Annotated in this window: 12 protein-coding genes; 5 read left to right on the forward strand and 7 right to left on the reverse strand. The window is 60.4% G+C overall.

All coding sequences use genetic code 11. The features are described from left to right. Positions 1-14: 14 nt before the first annotated feature. The gene (locus AOA62_RS24550; RefSeq protein WP_099550043.1) at positions 15-1,622 is read right to left on the reverse strand and encodes a carboxyl transferase domain-containing protein; all 1,608 of its coding nucleotides are present in this window, start codon (positions 1,620-1,622) and stop codon (positions 15-17) included. 12 nt (positions 1,623-1,634) lie between these two features. After that, positions 1,635-2,798 (reverse strand): isovaleryl-CoA dehydrogenase, encoded by a 1,164-nt coding sequence (locus AOA62_RS24555; RefSeq protein ID WP_017136510.1) that lies wholly within the window; start codon positions 2,796-2,798, stop codon positions 1,635-1,637. 149 nt (positions 2,799-2,947) lie between these two features. Between AOA62_RS24555 and AOA62_RS24560 the strand changes: the two genes are divergently transcribed. After that, a complete protein-coding gene (locus AOA62_RS24560; protein ID WP_099550044.1) occupies positions 2,948-4,585 on the forward strand; it encodes an AMP-binding protein in 1,638 nt (545 codons plus the stop codon). 576 nt (positions 4,586-5,161) lie between these two features. Here the strand turns inward: AOA62_RS24560 and AOA62_RS24565 are convergent. The 3 genes from AOA62_RS24565 to AOA62_RS24575 all read right to left on the reverse strand — a co-directional run bounded on the left by AOA62_RS24565 (position 5,162) and on the right by AOA62_RS24575 (position 7,533). After that, positions 5,162-6,061: a hydroxymethylglutaryl-CoA lyase gene (locus tag AOA62_RS24565; protein ID WP_099550045.1), complete on the reverse strand. Its 900-nt coding sequence runs from the start codon at positions 6,059-6,061 to the stop codon at positions 5,162-5,164. 17 nt (positions 6,062-6,078) lie between these two features. Continuing rightward, positions 6,079-6,471 carry a MerR family DNA-binding transcriptional regulator gene (locus tag AOA62_RS24570; RefSeq protein ID WP_017136513.1) on the reverse strand — a complete coding sequence of 131 codons (393 nt, stop codon included), beginning with the start codon at positions 6,469-6,471 and terminating at the stop codon, positions 6,079-6,081. A gap of 126 nt (positions 6,472-6,597) precedes the next feature. Then, positions 6,598-7,533 (reverse strand): LysR family transcriptional regulator, encoded by a 936-nt coding sequence (locus AOA62_RS24575; RefSeq protein ID WP_017136514.1) that lies wholly within the window; start codon positions 7,531-7,533, stop codon positions 6,598-6,600. Between the two features lie 166 nt (positions 7,534-7,699). Between AOA62_RS24575 and AOA62_RS24580 the strand changes: the two genes are divergently transcribed. After that, a complete protein-coding gene (locus AOA62_RS24580; RefSeq protein WP_058420935.1) occupies positions 7,700-8,929 on the forward strand; it encodes an acyl-CoA dehydrogenase in 1,230 nt (409 codons plus the stop codon). Between the two features lie 348 nt (positions 8,930-9,277). On the opposite strand, the gene AOA62_RS24585 is transcribed toward AOA62_RS24580, so the two are convergent. Together AOA62_RS24585 and xthA are read right to left on the reverse strand one after the other, a co-directional pair. Then, positions 9,278-10,606 carry a substrate-binding domain-containing protein gene (locus AOA62_RS24585; protein WP_099550046.1) on the reverse strand — a complete coding sequence of 443 codons (1,329 nt, stop codon included), beginning with the start codon at positions 10,604-10,606 and terminating at the stop codon, positions 9,278-9,280. Between the two features lie 197 nt (positions 10,607-10,803). Next, positions 10,804-11,616: an exodeoxyribonuclease III gene (gene xthA, locus AOA62_RS24590; protein ID WP_017134623.1), complete on the reverse strand. Its 813-nt coding sequence runs from the start codon at positions 11,614-11,616 to the stop codon at positions 10,804-10,806. Positions 11,617-11,784: 168 nt separating this feature from the next. On the opposite strand from xthA, the gene AOA62_RS24595 reads away from it, so the two are divergent. The 3 genes from AOA62_RS24595 to AOA62_RS24605 all read left to right on the forward strand — a co-directional run bounded on the left by AOA62_RS24595 (position 11,785) and on the right by AOA62_RS24605 (position 17,909). After that, a complete protein-coding gene (locus tag AOA62_RS24595) occupies positions 11,785-12,435 on the forward strand; it encodes an N-acetyltransferase (RefSeq protein WP_099550047.1) in 651 nt (216 codons plus the stop codon). Between the two features lie 63 nt (positions 12,436-12,498). Next, the gene (locus AOA62_RS24600; RefSeq protein WP_099550048.1) at positions 12,499-14,226 is read left to right on the forward strand and encodes an autotransporter assembly complex family protein; all 1,728 of its coding nucleotides are present in this window, start codon (positions 12,499-12,501) and stop codon (positions 14,224-14,226) included. Continuing rightward, the gene (locus AOA62_RS24605; RefSeq protein ID WP_099550049.1) at positions 14,226-17,909 is read left to right on the forward strand and encodes a translocation/assembly module TamB domain-containing protein; all 3,684 of its coding nucleotides are present in this window, start codon (positions 14,226-14,228) and stop codon (positions 17,907-17,909) included. The genes AOA62_RS24600 and AOA62_RS24605 overlap by 1 nt, the downstream gene beginning before the upstream one ends. Positions 17,910-18,418 lie beyond the last annotated feature (509 nt).

Genomic DNA, 18,418 nt, shown 5'->3' on the forward strand with positions numbered 1-18,418 from the left:
GGGTACAGCTCCATTTACATGCGGAACACGCCGAAGCGGCTCGGCTCGATGGGGGCATTCAGCGCGGCGGACAACGCCAGCGCCAGCACGTCACGGGTCTGCTGCGGGTCAATCACACCGTCATCCCACAAACGTGCGCTGGAGTAGTAGGGATGGCCCTGGGTTTCGTACTGGTCGAGAATCGGCTGCTTGATCGCGGCTTCTTCTTCGGCACTGAACGCATTGCCCGCGCGCTCGGCCTGTTCACGCTTGACCTGCACCAGCACGCCGGCGGCCTGTTCGGCACCCATCACGCCGATGCGTGCATTCGGCCACATCCACAAAAAGCGCGGGTCATAGGCGCGGCCGCACATGCCGTAGTTACCGGCACCAAAGCTGCCGCCGATGATCACCGTGAACTTGGGCACCTTGGCGCAGGCCACCGCCGTGACCAGCTTGGCGCCGTGCTTGGCGATGCCGCCGGCTTCGTATTTCTGGCCGACCATAAACCCGGTGATGTTCTGCAAGAACAGCAACGGAATCCCGCGCTGGCAGGCCAGTTCGATAAAGTGCGCGCCTTTTTGCGCGGCTTCTGCGAACAGAATCCCGTTGTTGGCCAGGATCGCAATCGGGTAGCCGTGCAGGTGCGCAAAACCACACACCAGCGTGGTGCCAAACAGCGCCTTGAACTCATCGAATACCGAGCCATCCACCAGCCGCGCGATCACTTCGCGCACATCAAATGGCTGCTTGGCATCGGCCGGGATCACGCCATAAAGTTCTTCGCTGCTGTACAACGGCGCCATCGGCGGGCGTTGCACTAACTGACCCTGCTTGCGCCAGTTGAGGTTGGCCACACTGCGTCGGGCCAGGGCGAGCGCATGTTCATCGCTGTCGGCATAGTGGTCGGCTACGCCGGAGATCTTGCAGTGCACATCGGCACCGCCCAGGTCTTCGGCGCTGACCACTTCGCCGGTCGCGGCTTTTACCAGCGGCGGCCCGGCGAGGAAGATCGTGGCTTGCTGGCGCACCATGATCGCTTCGTCGGCCATGGCCGGCACATAGGCGCCACCAGCGGTGCACGAACCCATCACCACGGCGATTTGCGGAATGCCCTGGGCGCTCATGTTGGCCTGGTTGAAGAAGATCCGCCCGAAGTGTTCGCGATCAGGAAATACCTCATCCTGACGCGGCAGGTTGGCGCCACCGGAGTCCACCAGGTAAATGCACGGCAGGCGGTTCTGCTCGGCGATGGTCTGGGCCCGCAGGTGTTTTTTTACCGTGAGCGGGTAGTACGAGCCGCCTTTGACCGTGGCGTCGTTGGCGACAATCATGCATTCGACGCCTTCCACACGGCCGATTCCGGCGATCACGCCAGCGGCGGGCACGTCCTCGCCGTACACCTGGTGAGCCGCCAGTTGGCTGAGTTCCAGGAACGGTGAGCCAGGGTCGAGCAAGCGGTTGATACGCTCACGGGGCAGCAGTTTGCCGCGCGAGGTGTGCCGTTCCTGGGCCTTGGCGCCGCCGCCTTGCTGCACATGGGCGAGCAGGCTGTGCAGGGCGTCGACCTGTTGGCGCATCGCCGTGCTGTTGGCGGCGAACTCCGCTGAACGCGGGTTTAGCTGGGTATGCAAGGTGGCCATGGGGGCGCTCCTTCAGCGGGTTTCGTTGAAGAGTTCGCGACCGATCAGCATCCGCCGAATCTCACTGGTGCCAGCACCGATTTCGTACAGCTTGGCATCACGCAACAGGCGCCCGGCGGGGAATTCATTGATGTAGCCATTGCCGCCGAGAATCTGGATCGCGTCCAGGGCCATTTGCGTGGCGCGCTCGGCACTGTAGAGGATCACCCCGGCGGCGTCCTTGCGCGTGGTTTCGCCACGTTCGCAGGCCTGGGCCACCGCGTAGAGATAGGCGCGGCTGGCGTTGAGCTGGGTGTACATGTCGGCGACCTTGCCCTGGATCAGCTGGAATTCGCCGATGCTCTGGCCGAACTGCTTGCGGTCATGGATGTAGGGCACGATCAGGTCCATGCACGCTTGCATGATCCCGGTCGGGCCGCCCGAGAGCACCACGCGCTCGTAGTCCAGGCCGCTCATCAGCACTTTGACGCCGCCATTGAGCACACCAAGGATGTTTTCTTCGGGCACCTCGACGTCATCGAAAAACAGTTCGCAGGTGTTGGAGCCGCGCATGCCCAGCTTGTCGAACTTGTTGCTGCGGCTGAAGCCTTTGTAGTCGCGCTCGACGATAAACGCGGTGATGCCGTGAGGGCCTTTTTCCAGGTCGGTCTTGGCGTAGATCACGTAGGTGTTGGCGTCGGGGCCATTGGTGATCCAGGTCTTGCTGCCGTTGAGCACGTAGTGGTCACCACGTTTGTCGGCGCGCAGCTTCATCGAGACCACGTCGGAGCCAGCATTCGGTTCGCTCATGGCCAGGGCGCCGATGTGCTCGCCGCTGATCAACTTGGGCAGGTACTTGAGTTTTTGTTCGTGATTACCGTTGCGGTTGATCTGGTTGACGCACAGGTTGGAGTGCGCGCCGTAGGATAGCGCCACTGACGCCGAACCACGGCTGATTTCTTCCATGCTCACCACGTGCGCCAGGTAACCCAGGCCGGCGCCGCCGTACTCTTCCGGCACGGTGATGCCCAAGAGGCCCATGTCCCCGAACTTGCGCCACAGGTCGGCAGGGAACAGGTTGTCGATGTCGATCTGCGCCGCGCGGGGCGCGATCTCCTTCGCCACGAACGACTGCACCTGGTCGCGCAGCATGTCGATGGTTTCACCGAGGGCGAAGTTCAGGGACGGGTAACTCATGGACAGGCACCTTAATGTGAGCTTTGTTGTTGTGTGGGTGGGGCGCGAGGGAGGGCGCTCACCTTTACGTTAACGTAAGCTTGCGTTACGGCGCTGTCAATCGTAGTTTACGTTTACGTCAACCTACAAAAAAGACAACAGGGGTCGTTATGGATCAACCGCACCCGAGCTACAGCCGTGGCTCCCAGGACAAGACCTTGCTGGCCATGACCATCGGTCAGGCTTTCGATCGCACCGTTGCGCACTACCCCGATGGCGAAGCCTTGGTGGTGCGCCATCAGCAACGCCGTTACACCTGGCGGGAGTTGGCCGAGACGGTGGATTTGCATGCCCGCGCCTTCATGGCTTTGGGCATGCAAACCGGCGATCGCCTGGGCATCTGGGCGCCGAATTGTGCCGAGTGGTGCATCACTCAAATAGCCAGCGCCAAGCTCGGGGTGATCCTGGTGAATATCAACCCGGCCTACCGCAGCAGCGAATTGGACTACGTACTCAAACAGTCCGGCTGCGCATGGCTGGTGTGTGCCGGCTCATTCAAGAGCTCCGATTACCACGCGATGTTGCAGGAACTGCACCCCGACGTGCGCGGCCTCATCAGCCTGGACCCCAGCCCGCCAGCGGAATTTATGCCCTGGTCGCAGTTGGCGGCCCTCGGTGCTGGCATCCCGCCCGAGCAGCTTTATAGTCGCCAAGCCAGCCTGCACTTCGATCAAGCCGTCAACATCCAGTACACCTCCGGCACTACGGGCTTCCCCAAGGGCGCCACCCTCAGTCACCACAACATCCTCAATAACGGTTACATGGTCGGCGAAAGCCTGGGCCTCACCGCGCAGGACCGCCTGGTGATCCCGGTGCCGCTGTACCACTGCTTTGGCATGGTCATGGGCAACCTCGGCTGTATCACCCACGGCACCACCATGATTTACCCCAATGACGGTTTCGACCCGCTGCTGACGCTCACCGCCGTCGCGCAAGAACGCGCCACCGGCCTGTACGGCGTGCCGACCATGTTTATTGCGCTGCTGGATCACCCACGTCGCAGCGAATTCGACCTGGCCACCTTGCGCACCGGCATCATGGCCGGCGCCACGTGCCCCATCGAAGTGATGCGTCGGGTCATCAGCGAGTTGCACATGGGCGAAGTGCAGATTGCCTATGGCATGACCGAAACCAGCCCGGTGTCATTGCAGACCGGCGCCGATGACGACCTGGAGCGGCGCGTCACCACCGTTGGCCGCACCCAGCCCCAGCTCGAAAACAAAATTATCGACGAGGCCGGTAACACCGTGCCCCGTGGCCAGATCGGTGAACTCTGCACCCGTGGCTACAGCGTGATGCTCGGCTACTGGAACAACCCCGAAGGCACCCGCGACGCGATTGATGACGCAGGCTGGATGCATACCGGTGACCTGGCGAGCATGGATGAACACGGCTACGTGTGCATCGCCGGGCGCAACAAGGACATGATCATTCGTGGCGGTGAGAACGTGTACCCGCGCGAGCTGGAGGAGTTTTTCTTCACTCACCCGGCGGTGGCCGATGTGCAGATCATTGGCATTCCGGATGAGCGTTACGGCGAAGAGATCGTTGCCTGGGTCAAATTCCATCCCGGCCATGTGGCCAACGAACTGGAGCTGCAAACCTGGTGCAAGGGCCGCATTGCGCACTTCAAGACGCCCAAGCACTTCAAGTTCGTGGATGAGTTTCCGATGACGGTGACGGGCAAGATCCAGAAGTTTCGCATGCGCGAAATTTCGATCGAGGAGCTGCGAACCCAATCCAACTGACAGCACAGGCTCATGTGGGAGCTGGCAAGCCAGCTTCCACAGAAAGCACAAAGGGGACCCGAAGGTCCCCTTTAATTTGTCGTTGCGTGCTCTTTTTTATTATTGAGGGGCGGTCTGTTGTTGTTTTTGGCAACCGTTACCCTTTACCGCTGTTTTTTTGCGACCCCCATCCGGGATCAAGAGCAAACGTATTTTTTTGAACGCTGATCTGCTTCTTCGTTAACGATCCAACCAGTGGCAGCTACCTGAGGTAGTTTTATTTTTCTCTAACCGGTTGCGGGTGTCGGCACGCCGTACCCTGCGAAGCACATCTTCTTCAAAAAAATCTGTTAGCTGCGTCTCTGCCGTGTTGTTTTTGTTATGTCAGAGTCGTTTCGTCTTATTTTTATTAGGTTTGGCGCTTTTTATTCTTGTTATGCCATAGAGATAGCAGGAGCCGTGCCAACTTTTAAAAGTCATTTAAAATCAATGGTTTAATTTTTGTGTAGGGTTTTGCCTACGGCAAATTCGACAAAATATGTTCCCGTGTTACTCGATGAGTATGCGTGCGGTAACACATTGTCACGGCTAAGCTACTCAACCGGCGTTACGTGCCTTGGCGACTCGCGAACCCGTCGGCCGACCCAGCACGTTACTGATCTGCAGGCCTGCACGAATCAATGCCTCCAGATCGATACCGGTGTCGATACCCAGACCATTGAGCAGGTACACCACATCTTCGGTGGCAACGTTACCGCTGGCGCCCTTGGCGTAAGGGCAGCCGCCCAGGCCCGCAATAGAGCTGTCGAACACCGTGATGCCTTCGAGCAGGCTGGCGTAGATATTCGCGATTGCCTGGCCATAGGTGTCATGGAAATGCCCGGCCAGCTTGTCCCGTGGCACCTGCGCGCCGACCACTTCGAACAACCGTCGTGTGGCGCCTGCGGTACCGGTGCCGATGGTGTCGCCCAGCGACACTTCATAACAGCCCATGGCATACAACTCACGTGCTACTGCGGCGACTTGTTCCGGCGCAATCTGGCCTTCGTAAGGGCAACCCAACACACACGACACATAGCCGCGCACGCTAATGCCGTGTTGCTTGGCGGCCGCCATGATCGGCGCAAAGCGCTCCAGGCTGTCGCTGATGGAGCAGTTGATATTGCGCTGCGAAAACGCCTCGGACGCCGCCGCAAATACCGCGACTTCCTTTACGCCAGCCGCCAGCGCATCTTCAAAGCCGCGCAGGTTTGGCGCCAGCGCGCCGTAGGTGACGCCTGGCGTGCGCTGGATCTGCGCAAACACCTCGGCGGAGCCAGCCATCTGCGGCACCCATTTGGGCGAGACAAAACTGCCGACTTCGATATAACTCAAGCCGGCTGAGCTGAGTGCGTCCACCAGTTGAACCTTGTCGGCCACGCTGATCGGCTGGGCTTCGTTCTGCAAACCGTCGCGCGGGCCGACTTCCACCAGGCGCACATAAGAGGGGAGAGACATGGGCAGCTACCTTGTGTTTATGGACCAACCGGGTTCATGGTCTGCGCCAGCGCCTGGGTGCAGCGCTCTTCGGCGGTGTCCAGTTCCAGCTTCATCTGTTCGATATCAAGCATCTGTTGCTCGAGCTGCTCACGGCGCTCGGCGATTTTCGCGAGCATGCTGTTGAGCTGGATGTGGTTGCCGCTGGTGGGGTCGTAGAGTTCGATCAGCTCACGGCATTCGGCCAGGGAAAAACCGATGCGCTTGCCGCGCAGGATCAACTTGAGGCTGACCTTGTCGCGCGCCGAGTAGATGCGCTCCTGGCCCCGGCGCTCCGGGGCCAGCAGGCCTTGTTCTTCGTAGAAGCGAATGGCGCGGGTGGTGATGTCGAGCTCGCGGGCGAGGTCAGAGATGCTGTAGGTCGTGCTCATGGTGGCGCTCAAGAAGGTCTTGGCGCTAAGCTAAAGGCAGGTTGACGTTTACGTCAAGCAAATAGCCTGGATTGACTCACACCCTGTGGCGAGGGAGCTTGCTGTGGCAAGCCTGCTCACCAGAGCTTAGGCTTGCTTGCCATCCAGTTTCTTTTCGTGCGCGGTGACTTGCTGGCACAACTCGATCATCTGCTCACGCATCCAGCGGTTGGCCGGGTCCTGGTCGGTGCTTTCGTGCCAGTACAGGTGGGTTTCCACCGGCGGCACATCGTTGACCGGCAGGTTGAACCAATGCAGCTCATGGCGGCGGGCAAAGCGTTCGGGCACGGTCATCACCATGTCGGTCTGCTGCAACACTTGCGAAGCCATCAGGTAATGCTGGGAACGCAGGGCGATCTTGCGCTGGATGCCCATCTTGCCCAGCGCCAGGTCAACGTGGCCCAGGCCGTTGCGGCGGCTGGAGATATGAATGTGAGTCAGCGACAGGTAGTCATCCAGCGTGAACTTGTCCTTGCCCGCCATCGGATGGCCCTTGCGCATGGCGCATACATAGCGATCTTCCATCAGTTTGACGTGGCGCACTTGCGGGTCGGTGTTGAGCGGTGCGTCCACGGCAAAGTCCAGGCGCCCGGCGGCCAGTTCCTTGGTGGTTTCGCGGCGTTTGGACAAGAAACTCTCGATCACCACGGTCGGCGCCAGGCGGCGCAGGCGCTGGAACAGCAGCGGCAGAATCACCGCCTCGGTGAGGTCGGTCATGCTGATGCGATAAGTCTTGGCCGCCTGTTGCGGGTTGAAAATTCGGCTTTCCTGCACCGACACCCGCAGCAACGACAACGCATTGCGCACCGGGCCGATGATGTTCTGCGCCATGGGCGTGGGCACCATGCCCTGGGCGGTGCGCACGAACAGCGGGTCGTTGAAGGTTTCGCGCAAGCGTGCCAAGGCGTTGGAAACAGCTGGCTGGGTGATACCAACGATCTGCCCGGCGCGGGTCAGGTTGGCTTCGGTGTAGATCGCGTCGAAGACGATAAACAGGTTGAGGTCGACCTTGCTCAGATTCATGTCGTTGCGCTCTTATTTTCAGGTGGCGATTTATCAGGTGCTCATACGCCGATCATATATCGGTGATGAATGTTAATACACGCCGAGAATAGGCTAGGTAAATTATCAGCGCTGTTCTAGCATCGATTGCATGACCTAAACAACCTCTCAGAGAAGGGAGCTGCTCATGGATTTCGCCTATTCGCCCAAGGTTCAGGAACTGCGTGAACGCGTCACTGCGTTCATGGACGCTTACGTTTACCCGGCCGAGCCGGTGTTCGAACGCCAGGTCAGCGAAGGTGACCGCTGGCAGCCCACCGCGATCATGGAAGAGCTCAAAGCCCGTGCCAAAGCCGAAGGCCTATGGAACCTGTTCCTGCCCGAATCCGAGCTGGGCGCCGGCCTGACCAACCTCGAATATGCGCCATTGGCCGAAATCATGGGCCGCTCGCTGTTAGGCCCGGAGCCGTTCAACTGTTCCGCCCCCGACACTGGCAACATGGAAGTGCTGGTGCGTTACGCCAATGAAGAACAGAAGCAACGCTGGCTCGAACCGCTGCTGCGCGGCGAGATTCGCTCGGCGTTCGCCATGACCGAACCGGACGTGGCCTCATCCGACGCCACCAACATGGCCGCCCGCGCCGAGCGTCAAGGCGATGAGTGGGTGATTAATGGCAAGAAGTGGTGGACCTCCGGCGCCTGCGACCCACGCTGCAAGATCCTGATCTTCATGGGCCTGAGCAACCCGGACGCGCCGCGCCACCAGCAGCACTCGATGATCCTGGTGCCGGTAGACACGCCAGGGGTAAAAATCGTACGACCACTGCCGGTGTTCGGCTACGACGACGCACCCCACGGCCACGCTGAAGTACTGTTCGACAACGTGCGTGTGCCGTATGAAAACGTACTGCTGGGTGAAGGCCGTGGCTTCGAAATCGCCCAGGGCCGCCTTGGCCCAGGCCGCATACACCACTGCATGCGCTCCGTCGGCATGGCCGAGCGTGCGCTGGAACTGATGTGCAAACGCTCCGTCAGCCGCACCGCGTTCGGCAAGCCATTGGCGCGCCTGGGCGGTAATATCGACAAGATCGCCGACTCGCGGATGGAAATCGACATGGCGCGCCTGCTGACCCTGAAAGCGGCGTACATGATGGACACCGTCGGTAACAAAGTGGCGAAAAGCGAAATCGCGCAGATCAAGGTCGTGGCGCCGAACGTGGCCTTGAAGGTGATTGACCGGGCGATTCAGATCCATGGTGGCGCCGGTGTTTCCAACGACTTCCCGCTGGCCTACATGTACGCCATGCAACGCACCCTGCGCCTGGCCGACGGCCCGGATGAAGTGCACCGTGCGGCGATTGGCAAGTTTGAGATTGGCAAGTATGTGCCTAAAGAGCTGATGCGCAGCGGGCAGTAACACCGAGGCGCCTGCATCGCAGGCAAGCCAGCTCCCACACTGGAATGCATTCCAAAGGTGGGAGCCGGGCTTGTCCGCGATGAGCATAGGTATCTACACAACTTTTGAAGGCAGCCAATTTCTCCTGTGGCGAGCAGGCTTGCCCTGCGTTGGCTGCGAAGCGGCCCAGTAAAGGCACTGCAATTTTCCTGAAAGAACTCAGCGACTGGGTTTGGGGCTGCTTCGCAGCCCAACGCAGGGCAAGCCTGCTCGCCACAACAGCCCACTTACAACAGGCTTCGTGTTAACCGGTTGTGTAGATACCTATGCCGCGATGAGGCCAGTGTTTACAAGACAAAACCCGAGGGGTCAGTACACCCAAACCTCCACCCGCCGATTCTTGATCCGCCCCTCATCCGCCGTGTTCGCCGCCACCGGCATCTGCGCGCCAAAACCGCGAATATCCCGCAGCACCACGCCGCTCTTGACCAATTCCCGCCGTACCGCCATTGCCCGCAACTTTGACAACAGCGCCGCCCGCTGCGGGTCATTCTTGGCATCGCCAAAACCCACCAGCGTCACCTGCTTGTCGAGCTTGCCGTGGCTTTTTATATACGCCACCACCCGCTGCAAGTCCTGGCGCGCCTTGTTGTCCAGGCTGGCGCTGCCTTCTTCGAAACGAAAATTCACACTCAAGCGCTGGGCGTCACGGACGATGCTTTGATAGTCCTCGGGCATCGACGCCCGAGGTTCCACCGCAATCGCCTGCACCTGCTGGGCGATAAAGCCATTGGCGGCCACAATCGCCTGGCCTTTGCCACTTTGGGTAAAGTCCACCAGGGCTTTGGCCCACGGGTTGCGGTTCGACGGCGGCAGGTAAAAATACAAGCGGCGTGACAGCGGGTAATCCTCGGTGGCGATCAGGCTGGTCACCGGTAACATCGGCTGTGAGTCACCGTCGACAATCGCCAGCGCCTTGGCCTGGCGCACATACGGCAGGCCGATAAAACCAATGCCTTGCGGGTCATGGCTCACCGCATCGGACAACGCCTCGCTGGATTCGAAGCGCTTGGCGGCCACGGCCAGCGGTTTGCCGCGCCGGTTCAGCACCAGCTCTTTAAAGGTGTCATAGGTGCCGGACTGATCATCCCGGGCATACAGATGAATGGCGCCGTCGACGCCGCCCACATCCTCCCAGTGGCTGACTTCACCATTGAAAATCTGCGCCAGCTGCTCGGTGTTCAAGGTATTCAACGGGTTTTGCGGGTTGAGGATAATGGCCAGGCCGTCGATGGCAATCACGTGCTCGGCCTCTGGGCTTTTCAGGTCGCCCAGGGGTTCAAGGTCCACCAGTTCGCTGTCCTTGATCGGGCGCGAAGCAGCCGCAAGGTCAGCGTTGGATTTTTTCAGTGCGCTGAACCCGGTACTTGAACCGTGGGCTGCGACCTCCACCGTGACGGTTTTGCCCTGACGCGTCTTGCCGATCACCCGTTGTTCATTGGCGCCATCGCCGGGCTCGCTGTGCACCGCCTGCAAGCCCTGGTGCTCCAGCATGCCCTTGACCAACGCAGGTCCCAGCGCCGCACCAATGGTATTGGAACCCTGGATACGCAGGGCGGGGCCTTGGTCGGGAACGGGTAGGGCAGCGGCGGCAGCGTAGAGCGGCAGTATCAACAGGAACAGAACGCGCAGCATCATGCCGGCACCTTCTTAAGCCAAAGGGAGTGCCGCCAGATTAAGTCAGTGGGGTTTCAAAAATATGACTGACGCACAGCAAGTCAAAATGTGGGAGCTGGCTTGCCTGCGATAACGGTGTGTCAGCCAACCATTTGATGACTGGCCCACTGCAATCGCAGGCAAGCCAGCTCCCACATTGAAGTACGCAAACCTTGAAATCAGCTCAACTCAAGCCAGATCGGCGCATGGTCCGACGGTTTTTCCAGCCCACGCAAGTCGTAATCCACCCCAGCATCCTTGACCCGCGACACCAGGCCGTTGGACGCCAGGATCACGTCAATGCGCAGCCCACGCTTGGGCTCATCTTCAAACCCACGGCTGCGGTAGTCGAACCAGCTGAAGCGGTCGGCCACGTCCGGGTTCAAGTGGCGGAAGCTGTCGACCAGGCCCCAGTTTTTAAGGCGGGCCATCCACTCGCGCTCTTCCGGCAGGAAGCTGCACTTGCCGGTTTTGAGCCAGCGCTTGGCATTGTCGGCGCCGATGCCAATGTCGATATCTTCCGGCGAAATATTGATGTCGCCCATCACTACCAGCGGCTGGTCATTGCTGAACTGGCTTTCCAGCAGTTGCTGCAAATCTTCGTAGAAGCGTTGTTTGGCCGGGAACTTGGTCGGGTGGTCGCGGCTTTCGCCCTGGGGGAAGTAGCCGTTCATCACGGTGATCGACTGGCCATGCTCGTCGGCGAAAGTGCCCCAGATAAAGCGACGCTGGGCGTCTTCTTCGTCGCTGGCAAACCCTTTGTGCAGGCTCAACGCCGGCTTGCGCGACAGCAGGGCCACGCCGTAATGGCCTTTTTGCCCGTGGTAGTACACGTGATAGCCAAGGGCCTGCACTTCGGCCAGCGGGAACTGGTCATCGTGCACCTTGGTTTCCTGCAGGCCGATCACGTCGGGTTGATGCTTTTCAATCAGCGCCGCCAGCTGATGGGGGCGGGCGCGCAGCCCGTTGATATTGAAGGAGACGATTTTCATGGTCGGCAGTCCAGTCTGGCAAAAGGCCGATGCTAGCCGACAAGTCGGACGGGGGCCAGCGTGGCGGTAGGGCGCATGCACTGCTAATGTCTGGGAACGACTGGTGCTGCACAGGTTCGTACCCATAAGAACGCCATCTTTTGAGTGGCGCCCAGGGAGATTGACTGTATGCCTGACACTTCCATTGCCATTGCTGAAATTCGCCTGCTCAACAGCGACTATTCCCGCGAGGCCCGTTCCTTGTTGTATCAGGCCTATCGGCATGAACCGACCTTCGCTTACATCTTCGAGGCTGAGCGGTCGGGGTACGAACAGCGGGTGCGCGCCACCGTGCGTGAGCTGGTCAAGCAGCATTTTTTCCAGAAGCTTCCTGCCATCGGCCTGTTCGTCAACGACCGGCTGATCGGCATCGCTTTGATTGCGCCACCGCAACGGCGCCTGGGCATCACCGAGAGCTGGGCCTGGCAGTTGCGCATGTGGCTGAGCACCGGCGTGCGCGGCACTCGGCGTTATCTGGATTACCATTACGCAGTGTTGGCGTGCCTGCCGAACGAGTCGGTGCATGTGTTGCCGCTGCTGGGTATTCACCCGCAATTTCAGGGCAAACACTACGGCGAGCAACTGTTGCAGGCGGTGCACAACTGGTGCGCCGAGGACCCGCATTCATCGGGTGTGGTGCTCGATACCGGCAACTCGCGTTATCTGGATTTTTACAAGCGCCAGGGCTATGAGGAAATCGGTGAAGTGGCGGTAGGACCTGTCCTGGAGCATGTGTTTTTTCATCCCAATCCCCAGGCGTTACATGCTGCAACGGCTTGAGACAGAATTATTCAGACAATTCCGGGTTCAAAGAGTCTCCCCAGCTGTGTAGCATCCGCGCCTATGAAGCTTCCAGGAAGATTTACCAGCGGCTTGGTTCTGCTGTTCACAAGCTGCGGCGTATTTGCGCAAAGCGAATTGGACGTGCGCATCAAGCCATCAAACGACGCGTTGAAAGCCAACATCGAAGGCTATATCGGCGGGGTTGGCGATCGTGATGAAGAAGCCTTGCTGCGGTTCAGCCGTGGCGCCGAGGATCAGGCCCGCAAGGCGGCCCAGGCTCTGGGCTTCTATCAGCCGCAGATTTCCAGTGACGTGAAGGGCGGCAAGAACCCGCGCCTGACCCTCACCATCGACCCCGGCGAGCCGGTGCATCTGCGCAACGTGACCATTCGGGTCGACGGCCCGGCCGCGAGCCTCAAAGCCTTTCGCGTGCCTGCCAGCGACGACCTCAAATCGGGCGCCGTGCTCAACCACGGCAACTACGAAGACGCCAAGCGGCTGATTCAGAATCAGGCTTCGCGCTACGGTTTTTTCAATGGGCGTTTCAGCAGCCAGAAGCTGCTGGTGGACCCGCAAGCCGGTGTCGCCGATATCGAACTCATCTACGACAGCGGCCCGCGCTACACCTTGGGCAAAGTCGGGTTTACCGGCGATACGCCGTTCGATGAAGACCTGCTGCAACGCATGGTGCCGTTCAAAAGCGGCGCCCCTTACGACTCCGAACTGATCGCCGAACTCAACCAGAACCTGCAATCAAGCGGCTTCTTCGAAGGCGTACGCGTGGACGCCAGCCCAACCGCCTCGACCAACGATGTGATCCCGGTGGCGGTCCAGCTCGATACCCGCAAGCCACGCACCATGGGCCTGGGCCTGGGTTACTCGACCGACGTCGGCCCGCGCGGCAAAGCCAACTGGACCCGCCATTGGGTCAACCCGCAAGGCCACAGCTATGGCTGGGAGGCCGAACTGTCGGCGCCACGCCAGAACGTCGGCCTGTGGTATGACACCCCGCTCGACCCGCCGTTGACCGACAAGTTGCGCTTCGCCGGCGGTTACCAGAACGAAGAAATCGCCAACACCGACACCCTGAGTAAATTGCTCACCCTCGGCCCCGAATGGCACAGCAAGCTGCCCAGCGGCTGGACGCGGGTGATCTCGCTCAAATACCAGCGTGAAGAGTATCGCCTGGGCAATGACTCGGGCTTGAGCAACCTGGTGATGCCGGGCATCAACTATTCCTACCTGCGCAGCGATAACCGCATCGACCCGCACAATGGCTATCGCCTGATGTTCGACGCCAAGGTCGCCAAGGAAGGCCTCGGCTCCGACACCAACTTGCTGTACGGCACCGCCACCATCAAGGGCTTGACCACTTTATGGGATAACCACCGTTTCCTCGGCCGTGCGCAGTTCGGCGGCAGTGCCACCAACGGCTACAAGTCGGTGCCGCCGTCGCTGCGCTTCTTTGCCGGTGGTGACCAGAGCGTGCGCGGCTACGAGTACCAGACGCTGTCACCCGAAAACGATCGCGGTGACCGCATCGGCGGGCGTTACATGGTGGCCTTGAGCGCCGAGTACCAATATTCCATCGCCGAAAAATGGCGCATCGCGACCTTTATCGACCAAGGCAACTCCTTCAACACCCTGGAAATGCCCAGCCTGAAAACCGGCGTGGGTGTCGGTGTGCGCTGGGTGTCGCCAGTGGGGCCGATTCGCCTTGACCTGGCCCATGCCCTCGAAGATCCGGGCGGCATTCGTTTGCACTTTTCCATGGGGCCTGAGCTGTGATGCGTGGTTTGAAAATAGCAGGGCTGGCCCTTGTGGCGGTCCTCATGCTGCTGCTGTTGGCGCTGTGGACAGTGCTCGGTACTCAAGCAGGCAGCCGTTGGGCCTTGAGCCAGGTGCCGGGTTTGAGCGTGGAAAATTACCAGGGCCACCTGGGTGGCCAATGGAGCGCCGACCATCTGCTATGGCAGCAGGACGCGAGTCGGGTAGAACTCAATGCTCCGAAGTTTGATTGGTCACCAGGCTGCCTGTTGCGCATGACCCTGTGCATCAACCAATTGGACGTGGAGCAGGTCAACCTGCAATTCCCGCCGAGCAATGAACCGAGCAGTGGCCCGATCACGTTGCCGGATCTGAAGTTGCCGGTTGCCATCCAGTTGGGCGACGTTCGCGTCGGCAGCCTGCTGTTTAATGGCAGTGAAGAACTTAAGGGCCTGCAACTGGCGGCGCACTGGACGGCCGCCGGTCTGCAGATTGATTCGGTGCACCTGCAACGCGATGACCTGGTGCTGGACCTCAACGGCTTGCTGCAACCCACCGGCAACTGGCCGCTGAGCGCCACCGGCAATCTGAGCCTGCCGTATGCTCCGGGCGGCGCGCCGTGGCAGATTGCGCTCAAGGTTGACGGCGACCTGCTCAAGACCCTCAAGCTTGATGCCGACAGCAGCGGCTACCTGCCCGCGAAGCTCAGCGGCGAGCTGCAACCTTTGGTGGAGAACCTGCCCGCGCAGTTGCACATCACGGCGGATGGCTTCAAGCCCAGCGCCGATTTGCCCGACACCTTGCAGCTCAATCAATTGGACCTCACCGCAAAGGGCGACCTGAGCAGCGGCTACCAGTTGCTTGGCCGGGCCGTGCTGCCCGCAGAAAAAGGCCCGGTGGCCTTGCTGTTGCAAGGCAAGGTCGACGCCAAGGGCGCACAGATCGCCGGCCTCGACCTGACTGCCGGCGACCAGCAAAGCCTCAAGCTCAGCGCCAATCTGGACTGGCAGCAAGGGTTCAGCGCCGACGCGAAAATCGACTGGCTGGATTTCCCCTGGCATCGCCTCTATCCATTGATTGATGAGCCGCAGGTCGCCTTGCGTACGTTCAACGGTGAAGTTTCCTATAAAGACGGCAACTACCTCGGCAATCTCAACGCTGACCTTGACGGCCCAGCGGGTAAATTCAATCTGGTCACGCCATTCAGCGGCGACCTCAAGCAAGTCTTCCTGCCCGAACTCAAACTGACTGCCGGTCAAGGCAAGGCCGAAGGGCACCTGAACCTGCAATTTGCCGACGGCATCGCCTGGGACACTGCGCTGGACTTGTCGGCACTCAACCCGGCGTACTGGGTCGCAGAATTGCCGGGCACCTTGGCCGGGCCATTGCGCAGCAAAGGCGAGTTCAAAAACGAGCAGCTTAAACTGAATGCCGACCTCGACCTCAAGGGCCATTTGCGCGGCCAGACCGCCGTGCTGGCGGCCAAGGCCGAAGGCGCGGGCGAGCAGTGGACCCTGGCCAAGCTGGATATCCGCCTGGGCGACAACCGCATCAATGGCAGTGGCAGTCTGCAGCAACGCTTGGCCGGGCAGATTGACATTAAACTGGCGCGCCTGGCCCAACTGTGGCCGCAGTTGCGCGGGCAAATCAACGGCCGCGTGGATGTAGCCGGTACGCTGAAGGCGCCGCAAGGCAAGCTCGACCTCAAAGGCCAGCAACTGGCGTTTGCGGATAATAAACTGCAAAGCCTCACCCTCGATGCGGCCCTCGACAACGCCCAGCGTGCGAAGATCGACCTCAAGGGCAGCGGCATTCAAGCCGGTGAAACCCAGGTCGGCACCCTGACCGCCAGCGCCCAGGGCGACATCAAGAGCCAGAAGGTGCAACTCGATCTGGCCGGGCCGCTGGTCAAACTCGCCCTGGCCCTGGATGGTAACCTTGACAAAGGTAACTGGCGTGGGCGCCTGGCCAGTGGTGATGTGCAGGCCGGCGGCCAGGATTGGAAGCTGCAAGCCCCGGCGAAAATCGAACGCCTGGCCGACGGCAAGCTGACCTTTGCCGCGCATTGCTGGGTGTCTGGCGGTTCCAGCTTGTGCGGTGAAGACCAGCGTCTGATGCCTGAACCCAAGCTGCGCTACCACCTCAAGCAATTCCCGATCGACAGCCTGGCGGCCTTCTTGCCCAAGGATTTCGCCTGGCAGGGCAAGCTCAACGCCGATGTGCAACTCGACCTGCCCAGCAGCGGCCCTAAAGGCGTGGTCGCGGTGGATGCCAGCGGCGGCACCTTGCGCGTGAAGGACAAAAATCAGTGGGTGGATTTCCCCTACGACACCTTGAAGCTGGAAACCACCCTCAACCCCAAGCGCATCGACACGCAGCTGAATTTTCGCGGTGGCAAGCTCGGCGAGTTGCTGTTGCAGGCGCAGATCAACCCGTTGCCCAAGGACAAGCCGATTACCGGCACGTTCAGCCTCGCCGGCCTGGACCTCGCTGTGGCGCGCCCGTTTGTGCCGATGGTGGAAACCCTCAATGGCAAGCTCAACGGTAACGGCCGTATCTCGGGTGGTCTGTTGGCGCCGCAGGTCAACGGCAATGTGAACCTGGTGGACGGCGAAATTTCCGGGCCTGAGCTGCCGATGAGCCTCGAGGGCTTGAATGTGCAGGCGCTGATCGCCGGTGAAAGTGTGCAGCTCAACGGTGGCTGGCGCAGCGGCAAAGACGGGCAGGGCAGCCTCAAGGGCCGCGTCGGCTGGGGCCAGGCCCTGGCGGTGGACCTGAGCCTGCAAGGCTCGAAATTGCCGGTCACGGTTGAGCCCTATGCCAAGCTGGAAGTGGCGCCGGACCTTAAGATCAGCCTCAAGGACGACAAGTTGGCGATTGCCGGCAAGGTGCACATCCCGCGCGGCGATATCACCGTGCGCGAACTGCCGCCGTCGACGGTCAAGGTCTCGGATGACACGGTGATCGTCGGCAGCCAGACCGAGGAAGGCAAGCCGCCGATGGCGATGGCCATGGACATCGACGTCGAGGTGGGTGAAGACCAGCTTAACTTTGCCGGCTTTGGCTTGACTGCCAAGGTTCAGGGCCATGTGCATATTGGCGACAACATGGACACCCGTGGTGAGTTGTGGCTCAACGACGGGCGTTACCGTGCCTACGGGCAGCGCCTCAATGTGCGGCGTGCGCGGCTGTTGTTTGCCGGTCCCTTGGATCAGCCGTTCCTGGATATCGAAGCGACACGGGTGGTCGTGGAAGACTCAAGGACTGTGACTGCCGGTATTCGCTTGAGTGGCAGCGCCGAGCAGCCGACGACGCAGATCTTCTCCGAGCCGTCGATGCCTCAGGAAGATGCGTTGTCGTACCTGGTGCTGGGGCGTTCGCGTAACAACACGGGCGAAGATAACAATATGCTTGCTGAGGCCGCTCTGGGCCTGGGTTTGATGGGCAGTGCGGGGGTGACTTCGGATATCGCCAACAAGCTGGGGATTCAGGATTTCGACCTTGACACCCAGGGCTCCGGGAACAAGACCGCAGTGGTGGCCAGTGGCAAGATTACCGAGAAGCTCAGCTTGCGCTATGGGGTGGGGGTGTTTGAGCCGGCCAATACCATTGCTTTGCGTTACTTGCTGAGCAAGAAGGTGTACCTGGAAGTGGCCAGTGGCGTGGCGAGTTCGTTGGATATCTTCTACAAGCGGGATTTCTAAACCCCGTACTCGTTAAAACTGTGGGAGCTGGCTTGCCTGCGATAGCGGTTTGTCGGTGTGTATATCCGTTGCTGCGGTAACGGCGGCTTATGGTTCCGCTCTTACAGCGGGTCACTTTTGGCAAACGCCCGGAATGCCGGCCCAGCCAAAAGTAACCAAAAGGTCTTCGCCCCACCACTCGGCACCTCGCTTAGGCTCGGTGTGCCCTCACTCCGGCTTGAATCCGTGGGCCGCCGCGATGGGCCATCCTTGGCCCAGCGCGGCTAACCCGGCGTCCTGCCGGGTTACCCACGGATTCAAGCCTGCGTTCGGCCATCGTGGTTAACGGGGCGCCTCAGATCAAAAGCAAGATCAAAAGCAGAGCACGGCGGCCTGAAAGCCGACCTGAGTGGTTAGATCAAAAGCGAAAGCGGATTTGCATACACTGAAGAGCTGCTTTTCTGTGGGAGCTGGCTTGCCTGCGATGCAGACACCTCGGTACATCAGGCACACCGAGTTGATGCTATCGC

Source organism: Pseudomonas sp. 2995-3 (assembly GCF_002742565.1).
GTDB classification, from domain to species: domain Bacteria; phylum Pseudomonadota; class Gammaproteobacteria; order Pseudomonadales; family Pseudomonadaceae; genus Aquipseudomonas; species Aquipseudomonas edaphica.